Genomic DNA, 19,888 nt, shown 5'->3' with positions numbered 1-19,888 from the left:
AGTCATCTCAAGAAATTACTACTCTATAGCATCGCTTAAATAATGACAACCCCAAAAAATATGCGAGATTAAGACAACTGCACGGCATGCTATTTTACAGTAATTATCAAAACAAGTAACTTTCTCACTTGGTTTCGGAGTGCTCATGAAAACAACACACAAAATCATTCAAGGCGATAGTCGGCGCATGAACGAAATACAAGACAAATCCGTTCATCTTGTCATCACCTCTCCTCCATATTGGCAATTAAAGGATTATGGCTCTGAAGGGCAAATTGGTTTTAATGACAACTATGAAGACTATATAAACAATCTAAATCTTGTATGGAACGAATGTCACCGGATTCTCAAAAATGGCTGCAGACTTTGTGTTAACATTGGAGATCAGTTCGCTCGGTCTGTTTATTATGGGAGATATAAAGTTATTCCTATAAGAACTGAGATTATTAAATTTTGCGAAGCAATCGGATTTGACTACATGGGAGCCATAATATGGCAGAAAAAAACAACTACCAATACCACTGGAGGGGCAAGTATAATGGGAAGTTTTCCATTTCCTCGCAATGGTATTATTTCCATAGATTATGAGTTTATCCTCCTGTTTAAAAAACTTGGCACCCCTGAAAAGCCGGATAAAAAACTAAAAGAAGAATCAAAAATGACAAAAGAAGAATGGAAGGAGTATTTTTCTGGACACTGGTATTTTGGAGGTGCGAAGCAGGACGGTCATATTGCCATGTTCCCTGAGGAACTTCCTAAACGGTTAATCAAAATGTTCTCTTTTGTCGGTGATACTGTTTTAGATCCTTTTCTTGGCAGTGGAACCACTTCTCTGGCTGCCAAAAAGCTTTGCAGAAATTCTATAGGTTATGAAGTCAATCAAGAGTTTTTTTCACTTATTAGAAAAAAGCTTGGGGTCTATAGCCCTGAATTGAATGGACCAAAATTTATATTCTCTACCCAAAGTGTCATTGATCTTGATTTTAATCAGAAAATCAGAAGTCTTCCCTATGTTTTTAAAGATTTTCATGCTTTTGATAAAAAAATCGACCCTAAAAAATTACAGTACGGCTCTAAATTAGACAACAATAGCTCAACAGATACAGAGGATTTTTATACAATAAAAACGATAATCAGTCCGGAATTGATTAAATTAAATAACGATCTAACTGTAAGGCTAATTGGAGTAAAAGAAGATAAGTCTACAGCAAAAGAGGCTATTGAGTTTTTAAAAATCAAAACTAAAGGTCAAAAGATTACTCTTAAATATGATGCAATCAAACACGACACCAGCAACAACTTAATGGCGTATGTCTATCTTAAAAATAAGACATTCTTAAATGCTCATTTAATTAAAAATGGTTTTGTAGAAGTAGACTTGTCTTATCAATACAAGAATAAAAATAAATTCCTGGAATATAAGAAAAAAGAGGTAAATTAGTGGTCAAAAAAGAAGTAGCAAAATACGGAAAATATTTTGGAAACAAGCATACTTAATAAGTACAAAACTGTACCCATAAGTCAATATTATCTCCCTGCTTTTTTTACCTATTTTATTCGTTGCTTAATTAAACTTGATTTCTGCATTATTTTGTTATAGATAAGACAATCGAATCAGAAAACAGAGAAGAGCACTCAAGCTTCTTTTCTAAACTCAAACAGGCAGCCGCTCACCATTTTCCAGCTTTATTATCACTGCAGCAAGACTTGAGAGTTACCTGCCGGGTTTGGCTCATCTGCCTTCAGAACTGTTTGGCATATGATTTTCGCACCCGGTATAGATGACTTTGTTAAGGCAATCCGGTTATATCTCAGGCTTGTGCTGATGTGAATCCATTGGTGCTTCTTGAAGATCACCGCTCAGATCGCTGACCGATCTAAATAATAAGTTGATTACTTTGCTCAATGACCCAATTATGCGGATCATTGGAGCTTTGGAAATGCTGGTGCAGATTTCGGGCAACAGTTTATCCTTTTGCATGAACATGAGGTAGTTGCTTAATATAAGCCTGAAAAGTGTTCTCCGAATCTGAGATTGGCTGACTAAAGGATTAATTATGTATCAGTTGAACGAAAAGGACAGTAAAATTGCCAGAAGAATGACCAGCAACATTGATGCGCCGAAAAATAGCCAGGTGCTACACTCTGCACAATCTGTTCAATGTGCTGTAAATACGGTCAGTCAGAATAATCTGCCTGCCGCAAAGGACTGGCAATCAAGGTGGACCGACTGGAAATGGCATATCCAGAATTCAGTACGCAATATTGATCAGTTTGAGAACCTTCTTAATATTAAATTTCCACAACGGGAAAGAAAAGCATTCAGGCAGACTGCGGAAAAATTCCCAATGTCTGTAACTCCTTATTATCTATCTCTTATTGAAACAGATGATTATGCCAATGATCCCATATTCCGTCAGTCCTTTCCTTCGTCTAAGGAATTGATCATAGAAAGATCCGATATGAGCGATCCATTGCATGAGGAAGAGGACAGCCCCACTCCAGGCATAACTCACCGCTATCCTGACCGGGTGCTCTTTCATATCAGCAATATATGCTCCATGTACTGCCGCCACTGTACAAGAAAACGAAAGGTGGGCGACGCGGAAACCATGCCTGGAAAAAAAGACCTTTTAAAAGGCATTGAATACATTAAAAATACACCTCAGATAAAAGACGTGCTCTTATCCGGGGGTGATCCCTTAATGCTTTCCGATGAACGTCTGGACTGGATTCTTGGAGAAATCAACATGATTGATCATGTGGATGTTGTAAGAATCGGATCCAGAATGCCGGTAGTCCTTCCTTACCGGATTACCAGCGATCTGGTGCAAATCCTGAAAAAACATCACCCTCTCTGGCTCAACACGCACTTCAATCATCCAAGAGAAGTAACCAGCACATCCAAGGCCGCCTTGACCATGCTTGCGGATGCAGGCATTCCTCTCGGTAACCAGACAGTACTTCTGGCAGGCATCAATGATTGCCAGCGCCTGATCAAAACCCTTAATCAGAAACTCATTAAAAACCGGGTTCGCCCATATTATATTTATCAGTGCGATCTGTCCGAAGGCCTGACTCACTTTCGCACGCCAGTGGGCAAAGGCATTGAAATCATAGAAAGTCTCAGGGGACACACCAGCGGCTTTTCAGTGCCAACTTATGTCATTGACTCTCCCGGCGGAGGAGGAAAAATACCCATCATGCCCAACTATATTGTTTCCTGGGGGGCCAACAAGGTAATTCTGCGCAACTTTGAAGGAGTGATCACCACCTACTCCGAACCTGAAAGCTATGAAGCAAAATTCTGCGACCGTGACTGCAAGGCATGCAATCTCCAGCTTAAGGAGGATGACGGGGTGGAACAGTGCGTGGGCATTGAAAAACTGCTGTCCGACAGCGATGAAACCTGCAGCCTGACCCCAAGCGATAATCAGCGCATGCAAAGAAGATCAACCGCAGCCTAATTTTAAAACGATCTGAACATCTTTACACTTCGCGTTTGACGCGAAGTGTAAAGATGTTATGAGCTTAAGCCCAGGCCCGCATAAAATCTCTCGCTGTTTTGCCCTGGTCAAGATGCTTGATCAGAGCGCTGCCAAACACTACCGCTTCCACCAGATCCGCAATGGGTTCTAACTGTTCTTTGGAGCTTAGGCCAAATCCCAGCGCAGCAGGACATGCAAAGCTTTCTTTTACCTGTTTTAGTTTATCGCGCAGCAACTGAGTTGCGCTTGCTTTTGTTCCGGTTATACCCAGAACAGAAACCAGATACACAAAAGCCGGTTTTGTTTGTGAATACTTATTCATTCGCTCTTGTGGAGTGTTGAGTCCCACGAGAGGTATAAAGGACAATCCTGAGGGTTGAAGCTGATCCAAGTGAGGCAATGCTTCCTCTAAGATGAGATCAGGAATAATAATTCCATTAACTCCCACCTCTGCTGCCTTGCTGGCCAGGCTGTCAAGCCCATACTGTAAAAACGGATTAAAGTAGCCCATGAGTACAATTCCAGCACTTATGTTTTTTCTGTACTTTGCAAGCCCCTGCATAATCCAATGCAGATTGACCCCCTGATCGAGGCATCTGATGGATGCCTTTTCCACCACAGGGCCATCAGCCACTGGATCGGAAAAAGGGACACCAATTTCAATAATATCCGCGCCTGAGTCATCAAGTTCCATAATGATGTCCCAGAACTGAGCCTTATCTGGAAAACCTGCAGGCACAAAAGGGATCAAAGCCTTTCGCCCGTCTGAAAGGGCAGTCTTTATTCTGTCTGTCAGGATATTACTCATATTTTATTCCTTATCATTGAACTAAAAAAGTTCTGCAGCTTGAGAGTTAAATGTTATCAGTTAATTGTTAACGGTTGTTGTGTTTATTTATTTCTGTTCAGCATGCTTTTATGCAGTTCTACAGGCTGACTTCTGTGCTAACCTGTTGTTTTCTGGATTCCGGCTTTGGCCGGAATGACGGTAAAGAGTAAGAATCTGCTTTAACCGACACCCCGAAAATGATCCGGGGTCCAGTATTTTGCATTTCGCTTTTGAAAATGGCAGCTGGATGGTGAACAGTTACATTTTTTTACAGTTGAAACCTTACTAACCAGCTTCAATCTCCCGGACAATATCAAGATCCTTGTCACCACGTCCGGACAGATTGACCAATACCACAGAGCCTTTGGCAATGCTTTCCCTGTTTTCCAGAACCCAGGCCAGGGCATGAGAACTTTCCAAGGCCGGGATAATTCCTTCCTTGCGACACAGAGTGTAAAAACCCTGCAATGCCTGGTGATCATATATTACATCATATCTGGCCCGACCACTGTCTTTTAAAAAAGAATGCTCCGGCCCGACTCCTGGATAGTCAAGCCCGGGTGCCACTGAATGGGAGGGCATAATCTGTCCGTCCTCTGTCTGTAAAAGATAGGTGCGAGTTCCATGCAGCACCCCTGAAGTTCCTTTGGACAATGTGGCAGAATGAAAACAGTCAGGTGATCCCTCGCCTCCAGCTTCAACGCCCACCAGATCTACATCTTTATCTTCTGCAAAAGGATGAAATATGCCCATGGCATTGGACCCGCCACCCACACAGGCCACAACAATATCCGGCAACCTGCTCAGACGATCCATGAACTGTTTCCTGGCCTCCTGTCCAATAACTGACTGCAGTTTCCTGACCAGTAAAGGAAAGGGATGAGGCCCCACCACTGATCCCAGACAATAATGAGTATCCTGCTGATGAGCTATCCAGTGACGCAGCGCAGCATTAATGGCATCCTTGAGGGTTTTGGTTCCGCTTTGCACCGGTTCCACCTTTGCACCGAGCAGCTCCATCCTGCGTACGTTATGGCTTTGCCTCTCTACATCCAAGGCACCCATAAATACAATACACTCAAGCCCAAGCACTGCTGCTGCCGTTGCCGTGGCTACTCCGTGCTGTCCAGCTCCAGTTTCAGCAAGAAGACATTTTTTACCCATATGTTTGGTCAACAGGGCCTGGCCAATGGTATTGTTAATTTTATGGGCTCCTGTATGAGCCAGATCTTCACGCTTGAGCCAGAGCTCAAAACCCAGCTCCTTTGACAGATTAAAACATTTGCAAATGGGGGTGGGTCTGCCCACAAAATCGGAAAACACCTGCTCCAACTCTGTATTGAATTCCGGTCCATCCATGATCTCCTGCATGGCCTTTTCCAGTTCAGTCAGGGGCGGCACCAGCAGTTCCGGCACAAACTGCCCTCCAAAATCCCCAAAATATCCTTTTTTCATGACTATCTCCTGTAGATTGAAATTCACATATCAAAAATTATTTTCATTATTCTTCTAATCTTATCATGATCTTTGATTCCCGGACTCAGCTCAACACCGGAATTTAAATCCAGCCCTGTCATGCCAAGATCCAAAACACCCTTAATATTATCCGGGCTAAGACCTCCAGCGAGAAACCAGGGCTTTGCGGTAATCAAATCCCAAAGCCAGGGGCTGGCAATACTCCTGCCATGACCACCCGAACTTGTACCAGCGTCTAACAGGTAAAAACTGCAGACTTCTTTAAAAGAATCCAGTTCCTGCTCAAAATCATCCTTCATGACATGCCTTTCAGGCCAGAAGACGCGCATTACCCGCTCCGGACCAATGCTCAGACACACCTTTTCATCCTGTCCCCCATGCAACTGAACAAGATCAAGCCTTGCTGTTTCAATGGTATCAATAATCTTTTCAATATCCGAGTGGACAAACACTCCCACCCGAAGCTCTGTTTTTTTCTCCCATCGACCAACAACAACAGGATCAATATATCGCGGGCTGGGCGGATGAAAAATAAAGCCGGTCAGGTCAACACCAATATCCTGGCAAAACGCAAGGTCTTGGCAGCTGGTGAGACCACATACTTTGACAAGCCTTTTTTTCATGCTCCAAGCTCCTTGAGTTTTTGTTGCGGATTGGGTGCAGACATAATGCTGGTTCCGATCAAAAAGGCCTCAAATCCCAGAGCGTGAAACTCATCAATCTGATCTTTTTCTTCAATACCGCTGGCACAAATCCAGGTCTGGTGTGCGGGCTTGTTTTTTATGAGCTTTCTTGAAACTTTCAGGTCCACTTTAAGCAGATCCAGGTCTCTATTGTTTACCAGTATCAGTCTTGCCCCGGCAGCGGTTGCAAGATCAAGCTCCTTTTCACTGAATATTTCCACCACTGGCTCAATACTATAGTCAAGGCTGCTTCGCACCAGTTCAGTTAAAAGCATTTGATCCTCAATCACTCTGACAATGAGCAGTAAGGCTGATGACTTGGTGGCGGCTGTTTCTATGATTTGCAAGGGATGAAACAGAAAATCCTTGCGCAATACAGGCAGGTTCTGATCCGCAAATATTTGCAGATAATCTAAATCACCCTGAAAATACATTTTTTCAGTCAGTACAGAACAACAGCTTGCCCCTCCGTTGACAAACATTTGGGCAGCCTGTTCAGGTGAAAGATCTTTGTTAATTTCCCCTTTGGACGGGGAGGACCTTTTGTATTCAGCAATTATGGACGGGCCAGATCTTTTCAGGGCATCGAGAAACCCAGGCCTTGGACCATCATAAACAGACGCTGACTTTCCAGAAGCAGCCAGCATTTGCAATGCCTTAATCTCTTCCTGCTTGGCATCCATGAATTTTTTGAGCATCTGATTTTTCATTTCAAAATACCTGCAGGTTTTTAAGTCCGGAACCAACTTTTTTTCTGGCCTGAACCATACACTCTTTTATATCTAATTCTGGGTTAAGAAGTGCAATGCCAAGCCCAAGATTAAGGGCCACCATGTCCTGCATGGCCTGAGGACCGCAGCCACTAAGTATTTCTCTTTGACGTTTCAATGCCTCATCCTTATCCTGGCAGGCCAGATCTTCAGGAGAGCATAGATTAAAACCAAATTCAGTCGGATCAATGGGTTGGCCTTTGAGCCCCTGTTCACTGACAAAGATTACTTTATTAACTCCGCATGGCGTGAGTTCATCAAAACCCTGGGCTCCATGCACCACTGCTGCTGACTTCACCTCATTCTTTTGCAGCACCGCAGCCATTAGAGGCATAAATATTTCTGATGGTACACCAAGAATCTGATGCGTGGGCCGGGCAGGATTTAGCAATGGGCCCATCAGGTTGAATATACTTCTTATGCCCAGTTCCTGGCGTAAGGGGGCAATGCCGGCAAAACCGGGATGAAAGTGCGGGGCAAATAAGAAGGCAAAATTTATTTTATCAAGCTCAGGGCCGACCTTTGCCGGATCATCTAATAGAGGCAGTCCCAGTGCTTCAACCACATCAGCACTTCCACAGGAGCTTGATACAGCCCTGTTGCCATGTTTGACTACGCTTACCCCCATATCTGCCAGAAAAAAAGCAACCGCAGTAGAGCAGTTAAAGCTGTTGCGTCCGTCTCCGCCTGTACCGCAGGTATCTATACGCACGCCTTGCATATTATTGACCAGTCGGGCCTTTTCTAAAGCCACTTTTACTGCAGCAGCCAGTTCATCGCCGGTTTCGCCTTTGAGTCTGAGCCCGAGAAGCAAGGCTCCGCTCTGGGCAGGGGTGATGTCACCCTGAAAAAGAGCCCTGAATATATCAAGACTTTCTTCGTAATCAAGATTCTGCCTTTCACATATTTTATTCAAAGATTTTTGAATGTTCATTGTGTTTCTCCATTTACTATTCAAATTTCCCTGCAAAAAATGATTCTTGCAGGCAATCAAAACACCTAAAACTTAAAACCTAAAACTCCCTACAACCCTGACAAAATTCTCCACAATCTGAGGTCCCATAGGCGTAAGTATAGATTCCGGGTGAAACTGGACTCCCATCCATGGTCGATCTAAATATTGCAGTCCCATCACTTCACCGCTTCTGGTTCTCGCTGTAACCTCAAACTTTGGCTCAGAACCCGGAATAACCAGCAGGGAATGGTAACGACACACTTCAAAAGGACTGGGAATGCCCTGAAAAATTCCTTTTTGTTCATGGTAGACCCTGCTTGTCTTGCCGTGCATGATCCTGTCAGCCACCTTTACTTCAGCCCCTGAAAAATGGCCCAGTATCTGGTGGCCAAGGCATACACCGAGAACGGGTATACTCTGGTCCAGCTTTTCTAAAAAATCTAAGCAAAGTCCTGCATTCTCAGGTCTGCTGGGGCCAGGCGAAATAATCACTCCTTCAAGTTTACCCTCAAGAGCTTCAAACACAAAATCGTCATTGTTTCTAACAACAACAGGGTCCACCCCGATTTTTTGAAGCACCTGAACCAGGTTGAAAGTAAAGGAATCAAAGTTGTCTATGAGCAAAATCATCTGTTCCTCCTGTGTAGCTTAGGGCTTTGAGAATGGCTTTGGCCTTGTTGGCGCATTCCTGCCATTCTTTTTCAGGGACTGAATCGTAAACAACACCAGCTCCGGCCTGCCAGTGAATCTTGCCGTCCCTGATCCAAAGACTTCTGATAGTTATACCTGTATCCATATTCACCTTGCCCTGATCCAGTCCAATCCAGCCAATGGCTCCGGCGTAAGGGCCGCGAGGCAGCTCCTCCATTTCAGAAATGATCTCCATAGCCCTTATTTTGGGCGCGCCTGAAACTGTACCAGCTGGAAAGGATGCCTTTAATATGTCCACCACATCCATATCTTTTTTCAAAAGAGCAGAAAGATACGAGGTCAGGTGCATGACATGGGAAAAGCGCTCCACCTGCATGAACTTATCTACTTCAACACTGCCGGCTTGAGCAATACGGCCCAGGTCGTTACGCCCCAGATCCACAAGCATGACATGCTCGGCCCGTTCCTTTTCATCCTGCAATAGTTCATCAGCCAGGGCCTGGTCCTCTTTCTCTGTCTCACCCCTGGGCCTGGTGCCTGCAATGGGTCTCAACTGCAGAACATTTTTCCCGCATTTAACCATAAGCTCAGGAGAAGACCCCATCAAAGAAACCCCGTCCAAATTGAGAAAAAAGGTATATGGGGAGGGATTTATTCTGCGCAAATGACGGTATACAAGAAACGGATCTCCTTTAAACGGTGCTTCAAACCTGGTGGACAACACCACCTGAATGGCTTCTCCCTGCCTGATAAGCTCTTTGGTTTTGATTACCCAGTCGTGATATTTTTCCTGGTCAGGATAAGTGGTGATTTTGCCCACTTTAAATTGGGACTTGGCTCTTGATGGCTTGGGTTTGGGCAGGGATAGATCATTATCAAGACATAAGTAATAACAATGATAGTGCAGATGGTCGAAAAGAAGCATCCTTCCGGGAAGTACAAGCTGGGCTTCAGTCTGCTCGGCAGGCAGGGCCTGAGCCAGCTTTGGTTCCAAAAGTCCGCTCATTCCATATCCAAAATAACCATAAACAGCCCTGGTCATGGGCGGCAGGTCAAACTCACTGTCAGCCTCGATTTCAATTTCTTCCAGCACTTTGCGCACACCCTCGGTAAAATCCAGCCCTTCAAAATCTTTGATGGAATCCAAGCGATTATCGAGACACTTTACAGTGAGCTTGCCTTCCCTGCTCCCAAGCTGCAGCCTGAAATCCCAGGCAAGCAGGCTGTATCGTCCCAGCCTGCCGTCTACTTCCGAGCTTTCCAGTAGAATTCCCTTTTCCCTGCCCACAAAGCCAAGATACAAAGATACCGGAGTCTGGGTATCTGCCGGCAGGCAGGTTGCCTTTTGCTTAAGTTTGATCATGTTTCACTCCTTTATTTATCATTCAACCTGAATCGGTAAAAACAAAAAAAGCCGCGTCCTGCCCTGGGGGGGCTGAACGCGGCTTTTTTAGTTACACTAAACGCATGTATAAAAGACATTATGGCCCCCCTTTTTCATTTTCATTACGCCACCACCAGAGGGCCTTGTCCTGCAGAAGTTCCAGCTCACCTGCTGCACTTAAGTTAAGAAAAGATTTGAACCTGCGAATCATTTGTCCAGTATAAGGATTGTCTTCAGCAAGAGATGAAAAAAGATAAGCGTCTTCATTGAGCATCTTCCGGGCTGAGTTAAGCCTGCGCATAAATGACGGTGTGGAAAACTTTTCCAGATCAAGATCCTGGGGCAAGCTGGCAAAATATGATATTGTTGTAACAAAATTAAGACTCTGGATGCAGGCCATGGCCTGATCATGCTCCCTGGCCGAACAGATAAACGTTCGCATCCCGGCCTTGTTGAATATTTTTTCAACCAATTCCACGCTATTTTGATCTGTGCCAGTACCAGGGCACAGGGCAACCTTAAGCTCATGATCGGGTTTTGGGTCAGGACCAAACAAGGGATGAGTCCCCACCACAGGGCCTGTATAAAGCCTTTCCATATGCATGAGCGGGGTTACCTTGACTGAGCAAATATCAGTTAAAATCGTTCCCTGGGCCATTCTGGGTGCAATCAATTCAGTAACCTGGGCAAAGACAGAAATGGGCACGGCCAGAATAACCAGCCTGCAAGGAGACAGAAGAGCTTCGAGCTCATCTTCAGGCAGGGGCTGATCCAGACAAAGAACTTTCAAGCCGACATCAGAAAATCTTTTGTCTAACATCCGCCCCATCTGACCGTGCCCGCCAATAATGGCTATTTGAGAATCATTCATATTATTTATGCCTTAGCTAGTTACTGATCAAAAATGGTCCGAGGTCCAAGGTCTGAGGTCCAAGGTCCAAGGTCCAAGGTCCAGGCTTCACACTTCAGCCTTCAGCCTTCAGCCTTCCCTCCTTCAGCCTTCCCCATCCCAGATACCACTTTGCTCCATTCATCCCAGAATCCTGGAAAGGATTTTTTCACGCAGTCAGGATTATCCAGAACAACATTGATTCCTGTAAGCTGATACAATGAAAGGCTCATGGCCATGCGGTGATCATCATATGTGGAAAATTTTATTTCTCTGTCTGACTCAAACCCTTCAGGGTCAATGATCAGACCATCATCTAACATGCTGCATTTGCAGCCTGTCCTGCTCACCTCGTTGAATACACCCTCAAGGCGGTCACTTTCCTTGATTCTCAAATGGGCTACATTGGTTATTTTAGTAATCCCCCTGGCCTGGGATGCCAGCACAGCTACCGTAGGAACCAGATCCGGGCTTGCTCCCATATCTAAGTCCACGCCTTTAAGCCGGGCACCTTCCACAAGTACACCCTTATTGCTTATCTCAACTCTGGCTCCCATCTTTTGCAGAATATCTAAGATAACCCTGTCCCCCTGCCTGGATTGAGGGTTCAGCCCTGTGACCATTGTGGGCCTTGGGCCAAGAGCCCCAGCTGCGAGAAGATATGACGCATTACTGAAATCGCCTTCAACCTGATAGTCTCTGCCAGCTACAGTTAAAGGGCGGACAATAAATCTTATTTTGCCCGGCTTTGCTTCCTTTACTTGAGAAGCTGAAACACTCACCCATTTTCCACTTTCTTCAACCTGTATTTCCGGTCCACAACCAAACTCATCCATAACCTGCAGGGTCAGATTAACGTAAGGCCATGATACCACTTTGCTTCCGGTCAGGTTTATAACCATCTCATCTTCAGCCATGATGGATCCCAAAAGAATTCCTGACAGATACTGGCTGCTTTCTTCCAAAGATATGGACAGCTCTCCACCGGGAAGGCCCTGGGTTTCGATGATTACCGGCGGACAACCGTGAGCCTCCTGGTAAGAAAAAATAATATTAAAAGGCATTAAAGCATCGGCTAAACTTTTAATGGGTCGCTGATGCATTCTGCCGCGGCCTGATATTTTAAAACTGCCTTTTCCAGCAGCTGCAATGCCTGCTATCAGCCTGCAGGTCGTGCCGGATTCACCTACATCAAGACCAACGACCTGACCTGGAGCTGCAGATACTTTTCCGCCCAGACCTTTGACCACAAGCCTGGAACCCGAACTGTCAAACTGCGCACCCATGGCTTCAAGGCACATGCGGGTATGGGTAAGATCATCGCTGTCTAAGACGTTACTCAAGATTGATTCTCCCTGAGCCAGACCAGCCATGAGCATGGCCCTGTGAGACATGGACTTGGAGGAAGGAGCATTCAGTATTATGTGACTTATACTGTTCATAATATTTTAATTTAACCGGTTTTATTATTGTCTAAGAGCTAAGCTGTTATCTGAGGTCCCTGGGGATAGCTCCCCAGAATTCTTAAGAAATGACAGCTCTCAGCTAATTCGCTCAAAACATCCTTGTATTCTTCAGCAGTCAAATCGCATTCAACGTCTGTAAAAAAAACATATCTCCACTTTTCCACACGCATGGGCCGTGATTCTAACTTTTTCATATTGATTCCCTTTCTTGACAACACATTCAATGCTGTCACGAGAGAACCGGGCTTATCTGTAACTGTAAAAAGAAGAGAAGTTTTCTCCCGACTGCCAGTTTCAGGGGGATTAGCACCTATGATTAGAAACCTGGTCCAGTTATCCGGTACATCTTCAAGACCCTGCTCAACAATATTCAGGTGAAAAATCCTGGCCAGATTTTTGTGGCCAAGGGCAGCAGCGCCCTTTTCTCCAGCAGCCCTTCTCGCAGCTGACGCCGTGCTCTCATCAGGAATTACCGCTATTCCGGGCAAATTGGTTTTCAGCCAGGTGGAACATTGTTGCAGGGCCTGGGGATGAGAGTATACCTTTTTAATCTGATCTGCTTCTTTTTCCTGGGTCAAAAGAGCGTGACTGATGCGGCAGAAGACCTCAGCGTGTATAAAAACCTCAAACTTCATAAAAAGATCAAGGCTCTGGCCCACACTGCCTTCGAGAGAGTTTTCCAGAGGAATAATGCCCAGCTCAGCTTCTCGGATATCCACTGCCCTGAACACATCTTCAAGTCCTGGTTTGGGAAAAAAATCAGCACTTTGCCCCAGATACTCCACTCCGGCAAAATAGGAAAAAGTTCCCTCAGGCCCGAGGTAGGCAACCCTTTGTTTCTGCTGCAGACTTCTGGATGATGAAAATATCTCCCTGTAAATGGCCCGCAAATGTTCTTCAGGCAGGGGACCGGAATTTTTGACAGCCAGGCCGTTTAATACTTCCTTCTCTCTGAAAGGTTTAAACACACTGTCCTTTGACTGGGATTTGATGTCCCCGACTTTAAGACTGAGGACAGCTCTTTTATTGAGCAATTCAAGTATGCCCGCATCTATGGTACTTATCTCATGGCGGATTTGTTTCAGACTTTGTTCCTGGTTCATGACTACTCTTCCCTGATCTCTTCCTGGATGCGCATTCCAAAATGCCTTCCAGCCTGATCCAGCTTGCACAACACTTCATCACCCACCTGAAGTTTAACCACGCTAACCGGAACTCCATTGGCTCCTACAAGCCTGATGGTTTCAGCGTTTTGCAGGACAACACTGCCTTTTTTACCTTCGTATTCAGCTGTAATGAGAAGCATGGGACGAATTTCTGTCTTGATTCTGCCCACTACTGCGGAAAAGCTGGTCCCGTCATGGCCGGCTATAAGCACTTCTGTGCCGGGGCATAGCTCTTCAAGGTAGGTAGTTTTGTCCTGGGGGAGGCATGCGTAGGAATGAACCGCGCCTGCATTTATTCTAAAAGGTCTGGCTGCAACATAAGGGTTGGATTCGGTCTCGGCATTGACCAGAAAGGTAAATGCGCTGGAGTTGCCTACCAGCATGCCCTGTCCGGTTTTCAACAGGGAAATGGTGTCCACGCATACCCGATGCCCCAGACCTATGGGAGAAATCTCCAGCACCTTGGCTGAAACAATATCCACCTTGCCCTGGTCCTGCTTTACTCTTTTGACCATATTTTTGAGCTCCTGAGCACTGTCAGCACCAACCACCACATAATCAACTCCTTTTTCCAGAATGCCGAAAGCTGTTTCCAAGCCTGTCAGGCTGTCCACTTCCATGCCCACATTGACAGCCTGAGCCAGAATATTTTCCACTGGAATTATTTCCACATCTCTAAGCAATACAACTTTGCTGCCTGTGTTTAGAAGTTCAACAACTTTTTCTTCATCCTGTTTCTCATTGATAGCCATGAAGTTGAATCCTTCAATGTCCAGCACTTCTGTTCTGCCCAGAGCAGCAATGCCCTCCAGATCTTTATTTTCTGCAATAATGGCATCCACTCCGGACTCAAGGGCCAGAGTGACCATCTTTTTGTCAAAAGGTACAGCTTTAAAATATATTTTCTTTTTCATTTAATTGTATCCTGATTGAAGAAAGTTCAACGTACAAGATTCAGCGTTCAAATTTAATCAGATCAACCTGCTGCCCGACAAGTTAGTTCTCTTGGACAAAAAAAATGCCGTCAAAAGAAACTAACCCTTTTCCAGCATTTCCATGGCATCTTCAATTTCCAGGTCATTATGCACAACCTGATTCAGGGTTTTTATAAGCAAGGAAGGATTGTCGTGCTGAAAAATGTTTCTGCCTATGGACAAGCCTGCTCCACCTGAAGCAACAGCATCATACACCATCTGGACCAGGTCCCGGCCATTTTCCAGTTTGGGACCACCTGCAATTACCACAGGAATGCAGCAGGCCTCCACTACTTTGGTGAATGTGTCCATATCACCTGTGTAAGGCACCTTGACTACATCGGCGCCCAGCTCTTCGCCAACCCTGGCGCAATGAGCAACCACGTCCACGTCATATTCATCCTTGACCTTGGGGCCTCTTGCATAAACCATGGCCAGCAGAGGCATGCCCCAATCGCTTGCCCTGGAAGCAATCATACCCATATCTCTGAGCATATCCCGTTCGGACTCATCACCGAGATTCACATGAACTGATACTGCGTCGGCTCCAAGTTTGATGGCATCTTCCACAGAACCTACCAGGGTTTTGGCATTGGGATATGGAGATATGGATGTGCTGGCAGACAAATGAAGAATTAGCCCTACATCACTGCCTTCCCCTCGATGACCGCACCTGGCCAGACCTTTATGCATGACCACGGCATTGGCTCCGCCTTCTGCTATTTTACCCACTGTGTCCCTCAGATCCACAAGCCCTGAAATTGGACCTACAGTAACACCATGATCTAAAGGCACTATAATTGTCCTTCCAGTGTTACGATTGAAAATTCTTTCCAGTCTGAGTTTTTTTCCTAAATGCATTTTTGTTCCCTCCGTTGTTTTGGAGGCCCAGGCTCGAGTGGCAGCCCGTTTAAATGGTACAAAAAAAGGGCCGCCGGCTTTTGCCTGCGGCCCTTTGGATTGTTGAGTTTAAACCAGTTGTTTTAAGAGTAAACCTTTCCCTCCAGACCACAGGTCCTGATAAAATAAAAATACCAAAAATAAAAATTGGTGAAACTGTGATTGAGAGAATTGTTTAACATGGAAATCGACTTAATTGAAAAAATTTGGTCTTGTCAACAAAAAAATTTAAAAAAAATGTTTTTTTCCAATTTAAGCGAACGTGGCCTCAAAAAAATCAATAACCCGACAAGATCCAACTCGAATTCGCCAAGCTGGCCTGCCGGAAAGTTTTTTACAACCAGGAGGCCGGGGGTTCCCTGCTAATTTTCGGATTGCTTCAATGATACGCGATTGCTCCTTGGGCTCAATTTATGAGAGTTTTTTCTGGGCAGAGCGCAGAATCTCAATCGTATAGGTCATTCTTTGCCATCCCCCTGGATCTGCCGCACTGCCTCTTCAAACAGCACCGTTTCCTGGGATTCGGCCTTGGCTGCATCATAAGCTCGGATATCTTCAAGCTCCTCAAGCTCTTATAATACTTGCTCCCATTCCTCGGTGCTTAAAAGTACAGCCTTGGTGATTTGCTCGTTATCGACCACATATTGTGGATTTTAAATTACGCTCATGTTTTCTTCTCCTTGGCAAATCGACGTATTTTTTACCTTTGAAACATAACCCAATAACTGTTTTTTGTTGGGGCCAGGTCTCTGAGACCAGCAAGTATCAATAGGAGTTTCCGGATGGGAACTAACTTGCACTCAATAGGGCAGCAAACTTGGCAAAAACCTCTTCGAGCACGGCCTCTTCTACTGTGGTCACAAACTTTATGCCCCGAGCGCGCCAATCCAGATTTTTGACCTGATCGGCCAGGGCAACTCCCGTAATAGATGGATTGTCGACTATTTGAACCTCGAAAGGATAGCCTTTGACTTGGTTCGTGATAGTGTACTGCGGGGTGGTCATGGGTAACCTAAGAGTTTTATCCACGAATTTTCACTAATCTACGCTAATCTTTCGCCAAAGGCGACGAATGCTATCTGTCCTGGCGATCAGCCAGGCAGATATTTATCCCTTCTTCATTCTTATTCGTGCTCATTCGTGCAGATTCGTGGACAACTCTCTTCTTTTTGGACCATCGAGGTCTGACCCCAAGCTGTTTGTGGAGTTTCTCGGCATGGGGGTCTGACCCCAAACTGTTTCTGTAACCATTTGATATCATTGCCGATACATCGAATTTTTCATTGAGGGTATGCAAAAATTTCTATAGATAGCTGATATCATTGATATTTTCCAGTTCAATTTCCCATTCAATATGGGCGATGGAATACTATTTTTTTCTTCGGTTGGCACGATTGTAAATGTTTTCTCAAGTACCAATGATGGTCACCGTAATCACAGCATCCTCAATGAAGTAGATAATTCTATATTCGGGTTTTCGGCCAAAATGATAAGATCTCTCGCCTTTTATAGGGGCCGGGGTCTGAACCCTCTTACAAGCTAGACTGATTGGCTATAAACCTCAAAAAGGCTCGATTTTTGGCGATAGAATCAATCGATTCTGGTTAAAATCTTGATTACACTTTAATATTATTATCTTTTTAGTAAAAATTGTCTTCCAAAATTCAAGGAAACATATTGTCCCTTGTCAGGTACGAAATGACTTTTTGCACATAACATATTCACCGGTTATCTGCGCTACACGGAAAGATGTTTGGTGAGAAAAAGCTGTTCAGTTTGAATCGTCCTCTATATATGCCATGTTTAATTGTTTAGCTGCTTTCAGCAGTTTTTTGTCACGAGTCCAAATATATATGTTGTTCATCAGTAAGGCGCTTGTCACAAGATGTGCATCTACATAACCAATGCCTTTTCCATGCAACATTTTTTTGCTGATGAAATGCATAACTTCAAAATCAGAACCCACACATGCTTGAGGAAGTCCCTGAAAATATCCAATTACAATTTCACGTTGACGTAAATTGCCAAGTGCAATTTCTCCGATAATAAACGGATGGGTACAAACTACATTATCATTCAGAAAGGATACCAAAAGCGGTTCACTTTTGTTAAAATGATCAATCCAAACAGATGTGTCAACAAGATACATCCCTACGCTGCCTTTTAAAGTCTGCGACGCGGTACATGCCGCAATTCAGGTTGGCTACCACCAAGCCGTGCCAAGTTTCGGGCATTTTCTCTTTCAATCAATGCCTCTAACGCCATCTGGATCAAGCGCGACTTTTCCTTTTCACCCAGGATCTGTGCAGCCTTTTTCAATAATTCCTGATCAATATCCATAGTTTCTTGCATAATTCCTCCACTTGCATGGTGATGTAAAGATGATGCCTGAAGCTGAGTCTTTCTGACTGTGGCCTGTGTCGCCATGGGGGTCTGACCCCGAACTATTTCTCCGAACTATTTCCCAGATTGCTTCCAATTTTAACGGCTCTTGCTTCCATTATGCACTCCTTTTGTCATTTTGACTTTGGGGTCTGCTGGGCCAGGTCTCTGATAGTTGGCTAGGCCTCTGAGACCAGCCAGTGTCAATAAATGAGTATTAACTTGCAACATCTCTCGGTGTCAATGGCCCCCCTGTATACGCATGGGAGTTTGAATCCAAACTTTTTCAAATACATTTGAGAAATTCATCTACTGTCATTTCAGCATCTTTGATAAGGTTGCGCAGTGTCCCTTTCTTGACGTCCTTTCCTTTATGCACAGGAATTGTAAGGATAGACTCGTGTCCTGGCTTTTCCATGCAGACATGACTTCCTTTTTTCCGAACCACCTTCCAGCCAGCGCTTTGGAAAGCCCGGACAACTCCTGTACCGGAGTAACCGCCTAACCGTGTCATTTTAGAGAGCTACTTCCATAATCTGCTCCCTGGGATTCTGAGCTTTGGCGCGGCTATTGAGTACGTCAAGACTGAGTTCAATGGCCTCACGAATATTGGCAAGAGCCTCCTCCACTGTTTCTCCCTGAGAATGACATCCTGGCAATGCAGGGCAACTGATATTGAAGCCACCATCTTCAGTGTCTGGCTGGAGTAAAACTCGAAACTTCATAATATTCTCCTTTCTGTGGGGATTTAAGCCATCTGATGCCGCCGATGGATAAGCCATGGGGGTCTGACCCCAAACTGTTAACCAAACTGTTTCCTAACTATTTCTGTAATCACTTGATATCATTATCGATAAGCCGCATTTTTCATTGAAGGTATTCTGTTCACCCTGATTTATTTGAAAATCATGGAAGAATTCTCAGGCCTTCCTGTTTAATTTTTAAATAAAACTGAGGTGGGTCCTGTTCGACCTCCTGGCTGGAAAAAGGATGGATCTCGAGGCGCAGATCAATTTTTCTTCGGTGTCTGCTTATCTTTTTCATGTCATGATACCTAATCCCCTGAAACTTACTTGATACCACAGCCAGGTCGATGTCGCTATCCTTATGGGATACCCCGGCGACAACCGAGCCGAATAGATATGCTTCAGAAACGTCAATTCCTGCCTCGCGCAGTGAGTCAAGAAACAAGCGGGCCTTTTTCACTGATATATCTTTTGCAGAAGCCATTTCCTTATCTCCTTGATCCGGATAAAGTTTTCAGCCGCAAATTCTCTGGTGCAAAGATTGTAAAATCTTAACTTCTCATCAGGATATCTGGTTGATATATTAAAAGTATTCACTGAATCGAGAAATCCCATGGTCTCATCATCCAAACCAAGGCCGATCATTTCGCCTAATCTTAATAAATCATGGGTGCGCGGAGGAAAATCATTTTTGTACTTTACGTAAAGAGCTTTCATGGTCTTTTCCAATACCAGATGGGCAATGAATAAACACCAGTCATACTTGGCATTAGCAAAAAGAGATGCGGCTACATCCAGATCATGATCTGCTGAATCGATCCAATATTTGATATGTTTATCCATATATATCCTGTTCTAACTTGAACCGGTCGAAATTTTTGTTGTCGGCAAAGACTTTTTTGACGCTGATTGCGCTGATTCACGCTGATAAGAGGTTTTATCTCTTCCTATCTGCGAAGATCTGTTTACCCCGTGAAATCTCTTCTCATTTCACTGGGGCGAGATCTGCGTCCAGAACTCTTAGATTTGACTTTGGGGTCTGACCCCAACATTCCTCTGTAACTATCTAATATCATTATGCTGAATAATCTTCATTCAGGGCGTGATCTGGGCCGCTGAGGAACCTTGG

The 19,888-nt window shown here is 44.7% G+C and carries 22 protein-coding genes; 3 read left to right on the top strand and 19 right to left on the bottom strand.

Annotated features, from left to right (window positions below; genetic code table 11):
- Positions 1–145 precede the first annotated feature (145 nt).
- Positions 146–1,441 carry a DNA methyltransferase gene (locus tag LZ23_RS15645; protein WP_045215675.1) on the top strand — a complete coding sequence of 432 codons (1,296 nt, stop codon included), beginning with the start codon at positions 146–148 and terminating at the stop codon, positions 1,439–1,441.
- Between the two features lie 616 nt (positions 1,442–2,057).
- Positions 2,058–3,467 carry a lysine 2,3-aminomutase gene (kamA, locus tag LZ23_RS15635; RefSeq protein WP_232300515.1) on the top strand — a complete coding sequence of 470 codons (1,410 nt, stop codon included), beginning with the start codon at positions 2,058–2,060 and terminating at the stop codon, positions 3,465–3,467.
- Between the two features lie 64 nt (positions 3,468–3,531).
- Here kamA and trpA read toward each other — a convergent pair whose 3' ends face one another.
- The 13 genes from trpA to LZ23_RS15570 all read right to left on the bottom strand — a co-directional run bounded on the left by trpA (position 3,532) and on the right by LZ23_RS15570 (position 16,636).
- Positions 3,532–4,296, bottom strand: a complete 765-nt coding sequence (gene trpA / locus LZ23_RS15630; RefSeq protein ID WP_045215672.1) for a tryptophan synthase subunit alpha — start codon at positions 4,294–4,296, stop codon at positions 3,532–3,534.
- Positions 4,297–4,602: 306 nt separating this feature from the next.
- Positions 4,603–5,772: a tryptophan synthase subunit beta gene (gene trpB / locus LZ23_RS15625; protein WP_045215670.1), complete on the bottom strand. Its 1,170-nt coding sequence runs from the start codon at positions 5,770–5,772 to the stop codon at positions 4,603–4,605.
- Between the two features lie 23 nt (positions 5,773–5,795).
- On the bottom strand, positions 5,796–6,416 hold the full coding sequence (locus LZ23_RS15620; protein ID WP_045215669.1) for a phosphoribosylanthranilate isomerase: 621 nt from the start codon (positions 6,414–6,416) through the stop codon (positions 5,796–5,798).
- Positions 6,413–7,186 carry an indole-3-glycerol phosphate synthase TrpC gene (locus LZ23_RS15615; protein ID WP_232300514.1) on the bottom strand — a complete coding sequence of 258 codons (774 nt, stop codon included), beginning with the start codon at positions 7,184–7,186 and terminating at the stop codon, positions 6,413–6,415. The genes LZ23_RS15620 and LZ23_RS15615 overlap by 4 nt, the downstream gene beginning before the upstream one ends.
- 1 nt (position 7,187) lies before the next feature.
- Positions 7,188–8,180 (bottom strand): anthranilate phosphoribosyltransferase, encoded by a 993-nt coding sequence (trpD, locus tag LZ23_RS15610; RefSeq protein ID WP_045215667.1) that lies wholly within the window; start codon positions 8,178–8,180, stop codon positions 7,188–7,190.
- 72 nt (positions 8,181–8,252) lie between these two features.
- Positions 8,253–8,831 (bottom strand): anthranilate synthase component II, encoded by a 579-nt coding sequence (locus LZ23_RS15605; RefSeq protein WP_045215666.1) that lies wholly within the window; start codon positions 8,829–8,831, stop codon positions 8,253–8,255.
- The gene (locus LZ23_RS15600; protein WP_045215664.1) at positions 8,806–10,215 is read right to left on the bottom strand and encodes an anthranilate synthase component I family protein; all 1,410 of its coding nucleotides are present in this window, start codon (positions 10,213–10,215) and stop codon (positions 8,806–8,808) included. The genes LZ23_RS15605 and LZ23_RS15600 overlap by 26 nt, the downstream gene beginning before the upstream one ends.
- A gap of 118 nt (positions 10,216–10,333) precedes the next feature.
- Positions 10,334–11,107 carry a prephenate dehydrogenase gene (locus LZ23_RS15595; RefSeq protein WP_045215663.1) on the bottom strand — a complete coding sequence of 258 codons (774 nt, stop codon included), beginning with the start codon at positions 11,105–11,107 and terminating at the stop codon, positions 10,334–10,336.
- Positions 11,108–11,208: 101 nt separating this feature from the next.
- Positions 11,209–12,567, bottom strand: coding sequence for a 3-phosphoshikimate 1-carboxyvinyltransferase (gene aroA / locus LZ23_RS15590; RefSeq protein WP_045215661.1), 1,359 nt, complete (start codon positions 12,565–12,567; stop codon positions 11,209–11,211).
- Between the two features lie 38 nt (positions 12,568–12,605).
- Positions 12,606–13,694 carry a prephenate dehydratase gene (gene pheA / locus LZ23_RS15585; protein WP_045215660.1) on the bottom strand — a complete coding sequence of 363 codons (1,089 nt, stop codon included), beginning with the start codon at positions 13,692–13,694 and terminating at the stop codon, positions 12,606–12,608.
- Between the two features lie 2 nt (positions 13,695–13,696).
- Positions 13,697–14,671, bottom strand: a complete 975-nt coding sequence (locus LZ23_RS15580) for a 3-dehydroquinate synthase II domain-containing protein (RefSeq protein WP_045215658.1) — start codon at positions 14,669–14,671, stop codon at positions 13,697–13,699.
- Positions 14,672–14,791: 120 nt separating this feature from the next.
- Positions 14,792–15,592 carry a 2-amino-3,7-dideoxy-D-threo-hept-6-ulosonate synthase gene (locus LZ23_RS15575; RefSeq protein ID WP_045215656.1) on the bottom strand — a complete coding sequence of 267 codons (801 nt, stop codon included), beginning with the start codon at positions 15,590–15,592 and terminating at the stop codon, positions 14,792–14,794.
- 828 nt (positions 15,593–16,420) lie between these two features.
- A complete protein-coding gene (locus tag LZ23_RS15570; RefSeq protein WP_157493271.1) occupies positions 16,421–16,636 on the bottom strand; it encodes a type II toxin-antitoxin system PemK/MazF family toxin in 216 nt (71 codons plus the stop codon).
- Between the two features lie 67 nt (positions 16,637–16,703).
- On the opposite strand from LZ23_RS15570, the gene LZ23_RS24205 reads away from it, so the two are divergent.
- Positions 16,704–16,859: a hypothetical protein gene (locus LZ23_RS24205; RefSeq protein ID WP_157493270.1), complete on the top strand. Its 156-nt coding sequence runs from the start codon at positions 16,704–16,706 to the stop codon at positions 16,857–16,859.
- 543 nt (positions 16,860–17,402) lie between these two features.
- On the opposite strand, the gene LZ23_RS15565 is transcribed toward LZ23_RS24205, so the two are convergent.
- From LZ23_RS15565 to LZ23_RS15540, 6 genes are all read right to left on the bottom strand, one after another.
- The gene (locus LZ23_RS15565; protein ID WP_045215655.1) at positions 17,403–17,780 is read right to left on the bottom strand and encodes a type II toxin-antitoxin system VapC family toxin; all 378 of its coding nucleotides are present in this window, start codon (positions 17,778–17,780) and stop codon (positions 17,403–17,405) included.
- Positions 17,781–17,794: 14 nt separating this feature from the next.
- Complete coding sequence (locus tag LZ23_RS15560; protein ID WP_045215863.1) at positions 17,795–17,983, bottom strand: type II toxin-antitoxin system VapB family antitoxin; 189 nt, start codon at positions 17,981–17,983, stop codon at positions 17,795–17,797.
- A gap of 316 nt (positions 17,984–18,299) precedes the next feature.
- Complete coding sequence (locus LZ23_RS15555) at positions 18,300–18,527, bottom strand: type II toxin-antitoxin system HicA family toxin (RefSeq protein WP_045215653.1); 228 nt, start codon at positions 18,525–18,527, stop codon at positions 18,300–18,302.
- A 1-nt stretch (position 18,528) separates the two neighbouring features.
- A complete protein-coding gene (locus LZ23_RS15550) occupies positions 18,529–18,738 on the bottom strand; it encodes a type II toxin-antitoxin system HicB family antitoxin (RefSeq protein WP_045215651.1) in 210 nt (69 codons plus the stop codon).
- Between the two features lie 181 nt (positions 18,739–18,919).
- Positions 18,920–19,243 (bottom strand): nucleotidyltransferase domain-containing protein, encoded by a 324-nt coding sequence (locus tag LZ23_RS15545; RefSeq protein WP_045215649.1) that lies wholly within the window; start codon positions 19,241–19,243, stop codon positions 18,920–18,922.
- Positions 19,216–19,602, bottom strand: a complete 387-nt coding sequence (locus LZ23_RS15540; RefSeq protein WP_045215647.1) for a HEPN domain-containing protein — start codon at positions 19,600–19,602, stop codon at positions 19,216–19,218. The genes LZ23_RS15545 and LZ23_RS15540 overlap by 28 nt, the downstream gene beginning before the upstream one ends.
- Positions 19,603–19,888: the final 286 nt, after the last annotated feature.

This window comes from Desulfonatronovibrio magnus (assembly GCF_000934755.1).
Lineage (GTDB): Bacteria > Desulfobacterota > Desulfovibrionia > Desulfovibrionales > Desulfonatronovibrionaceae > Desulfonatronovibrio > Desulfonatronovibrio magnus.
The sequence above is the reverse complement of the archived record's forward strand: the minus strand, read 5'-3'. Positions and strand labels throughout refer to the sequence as shown.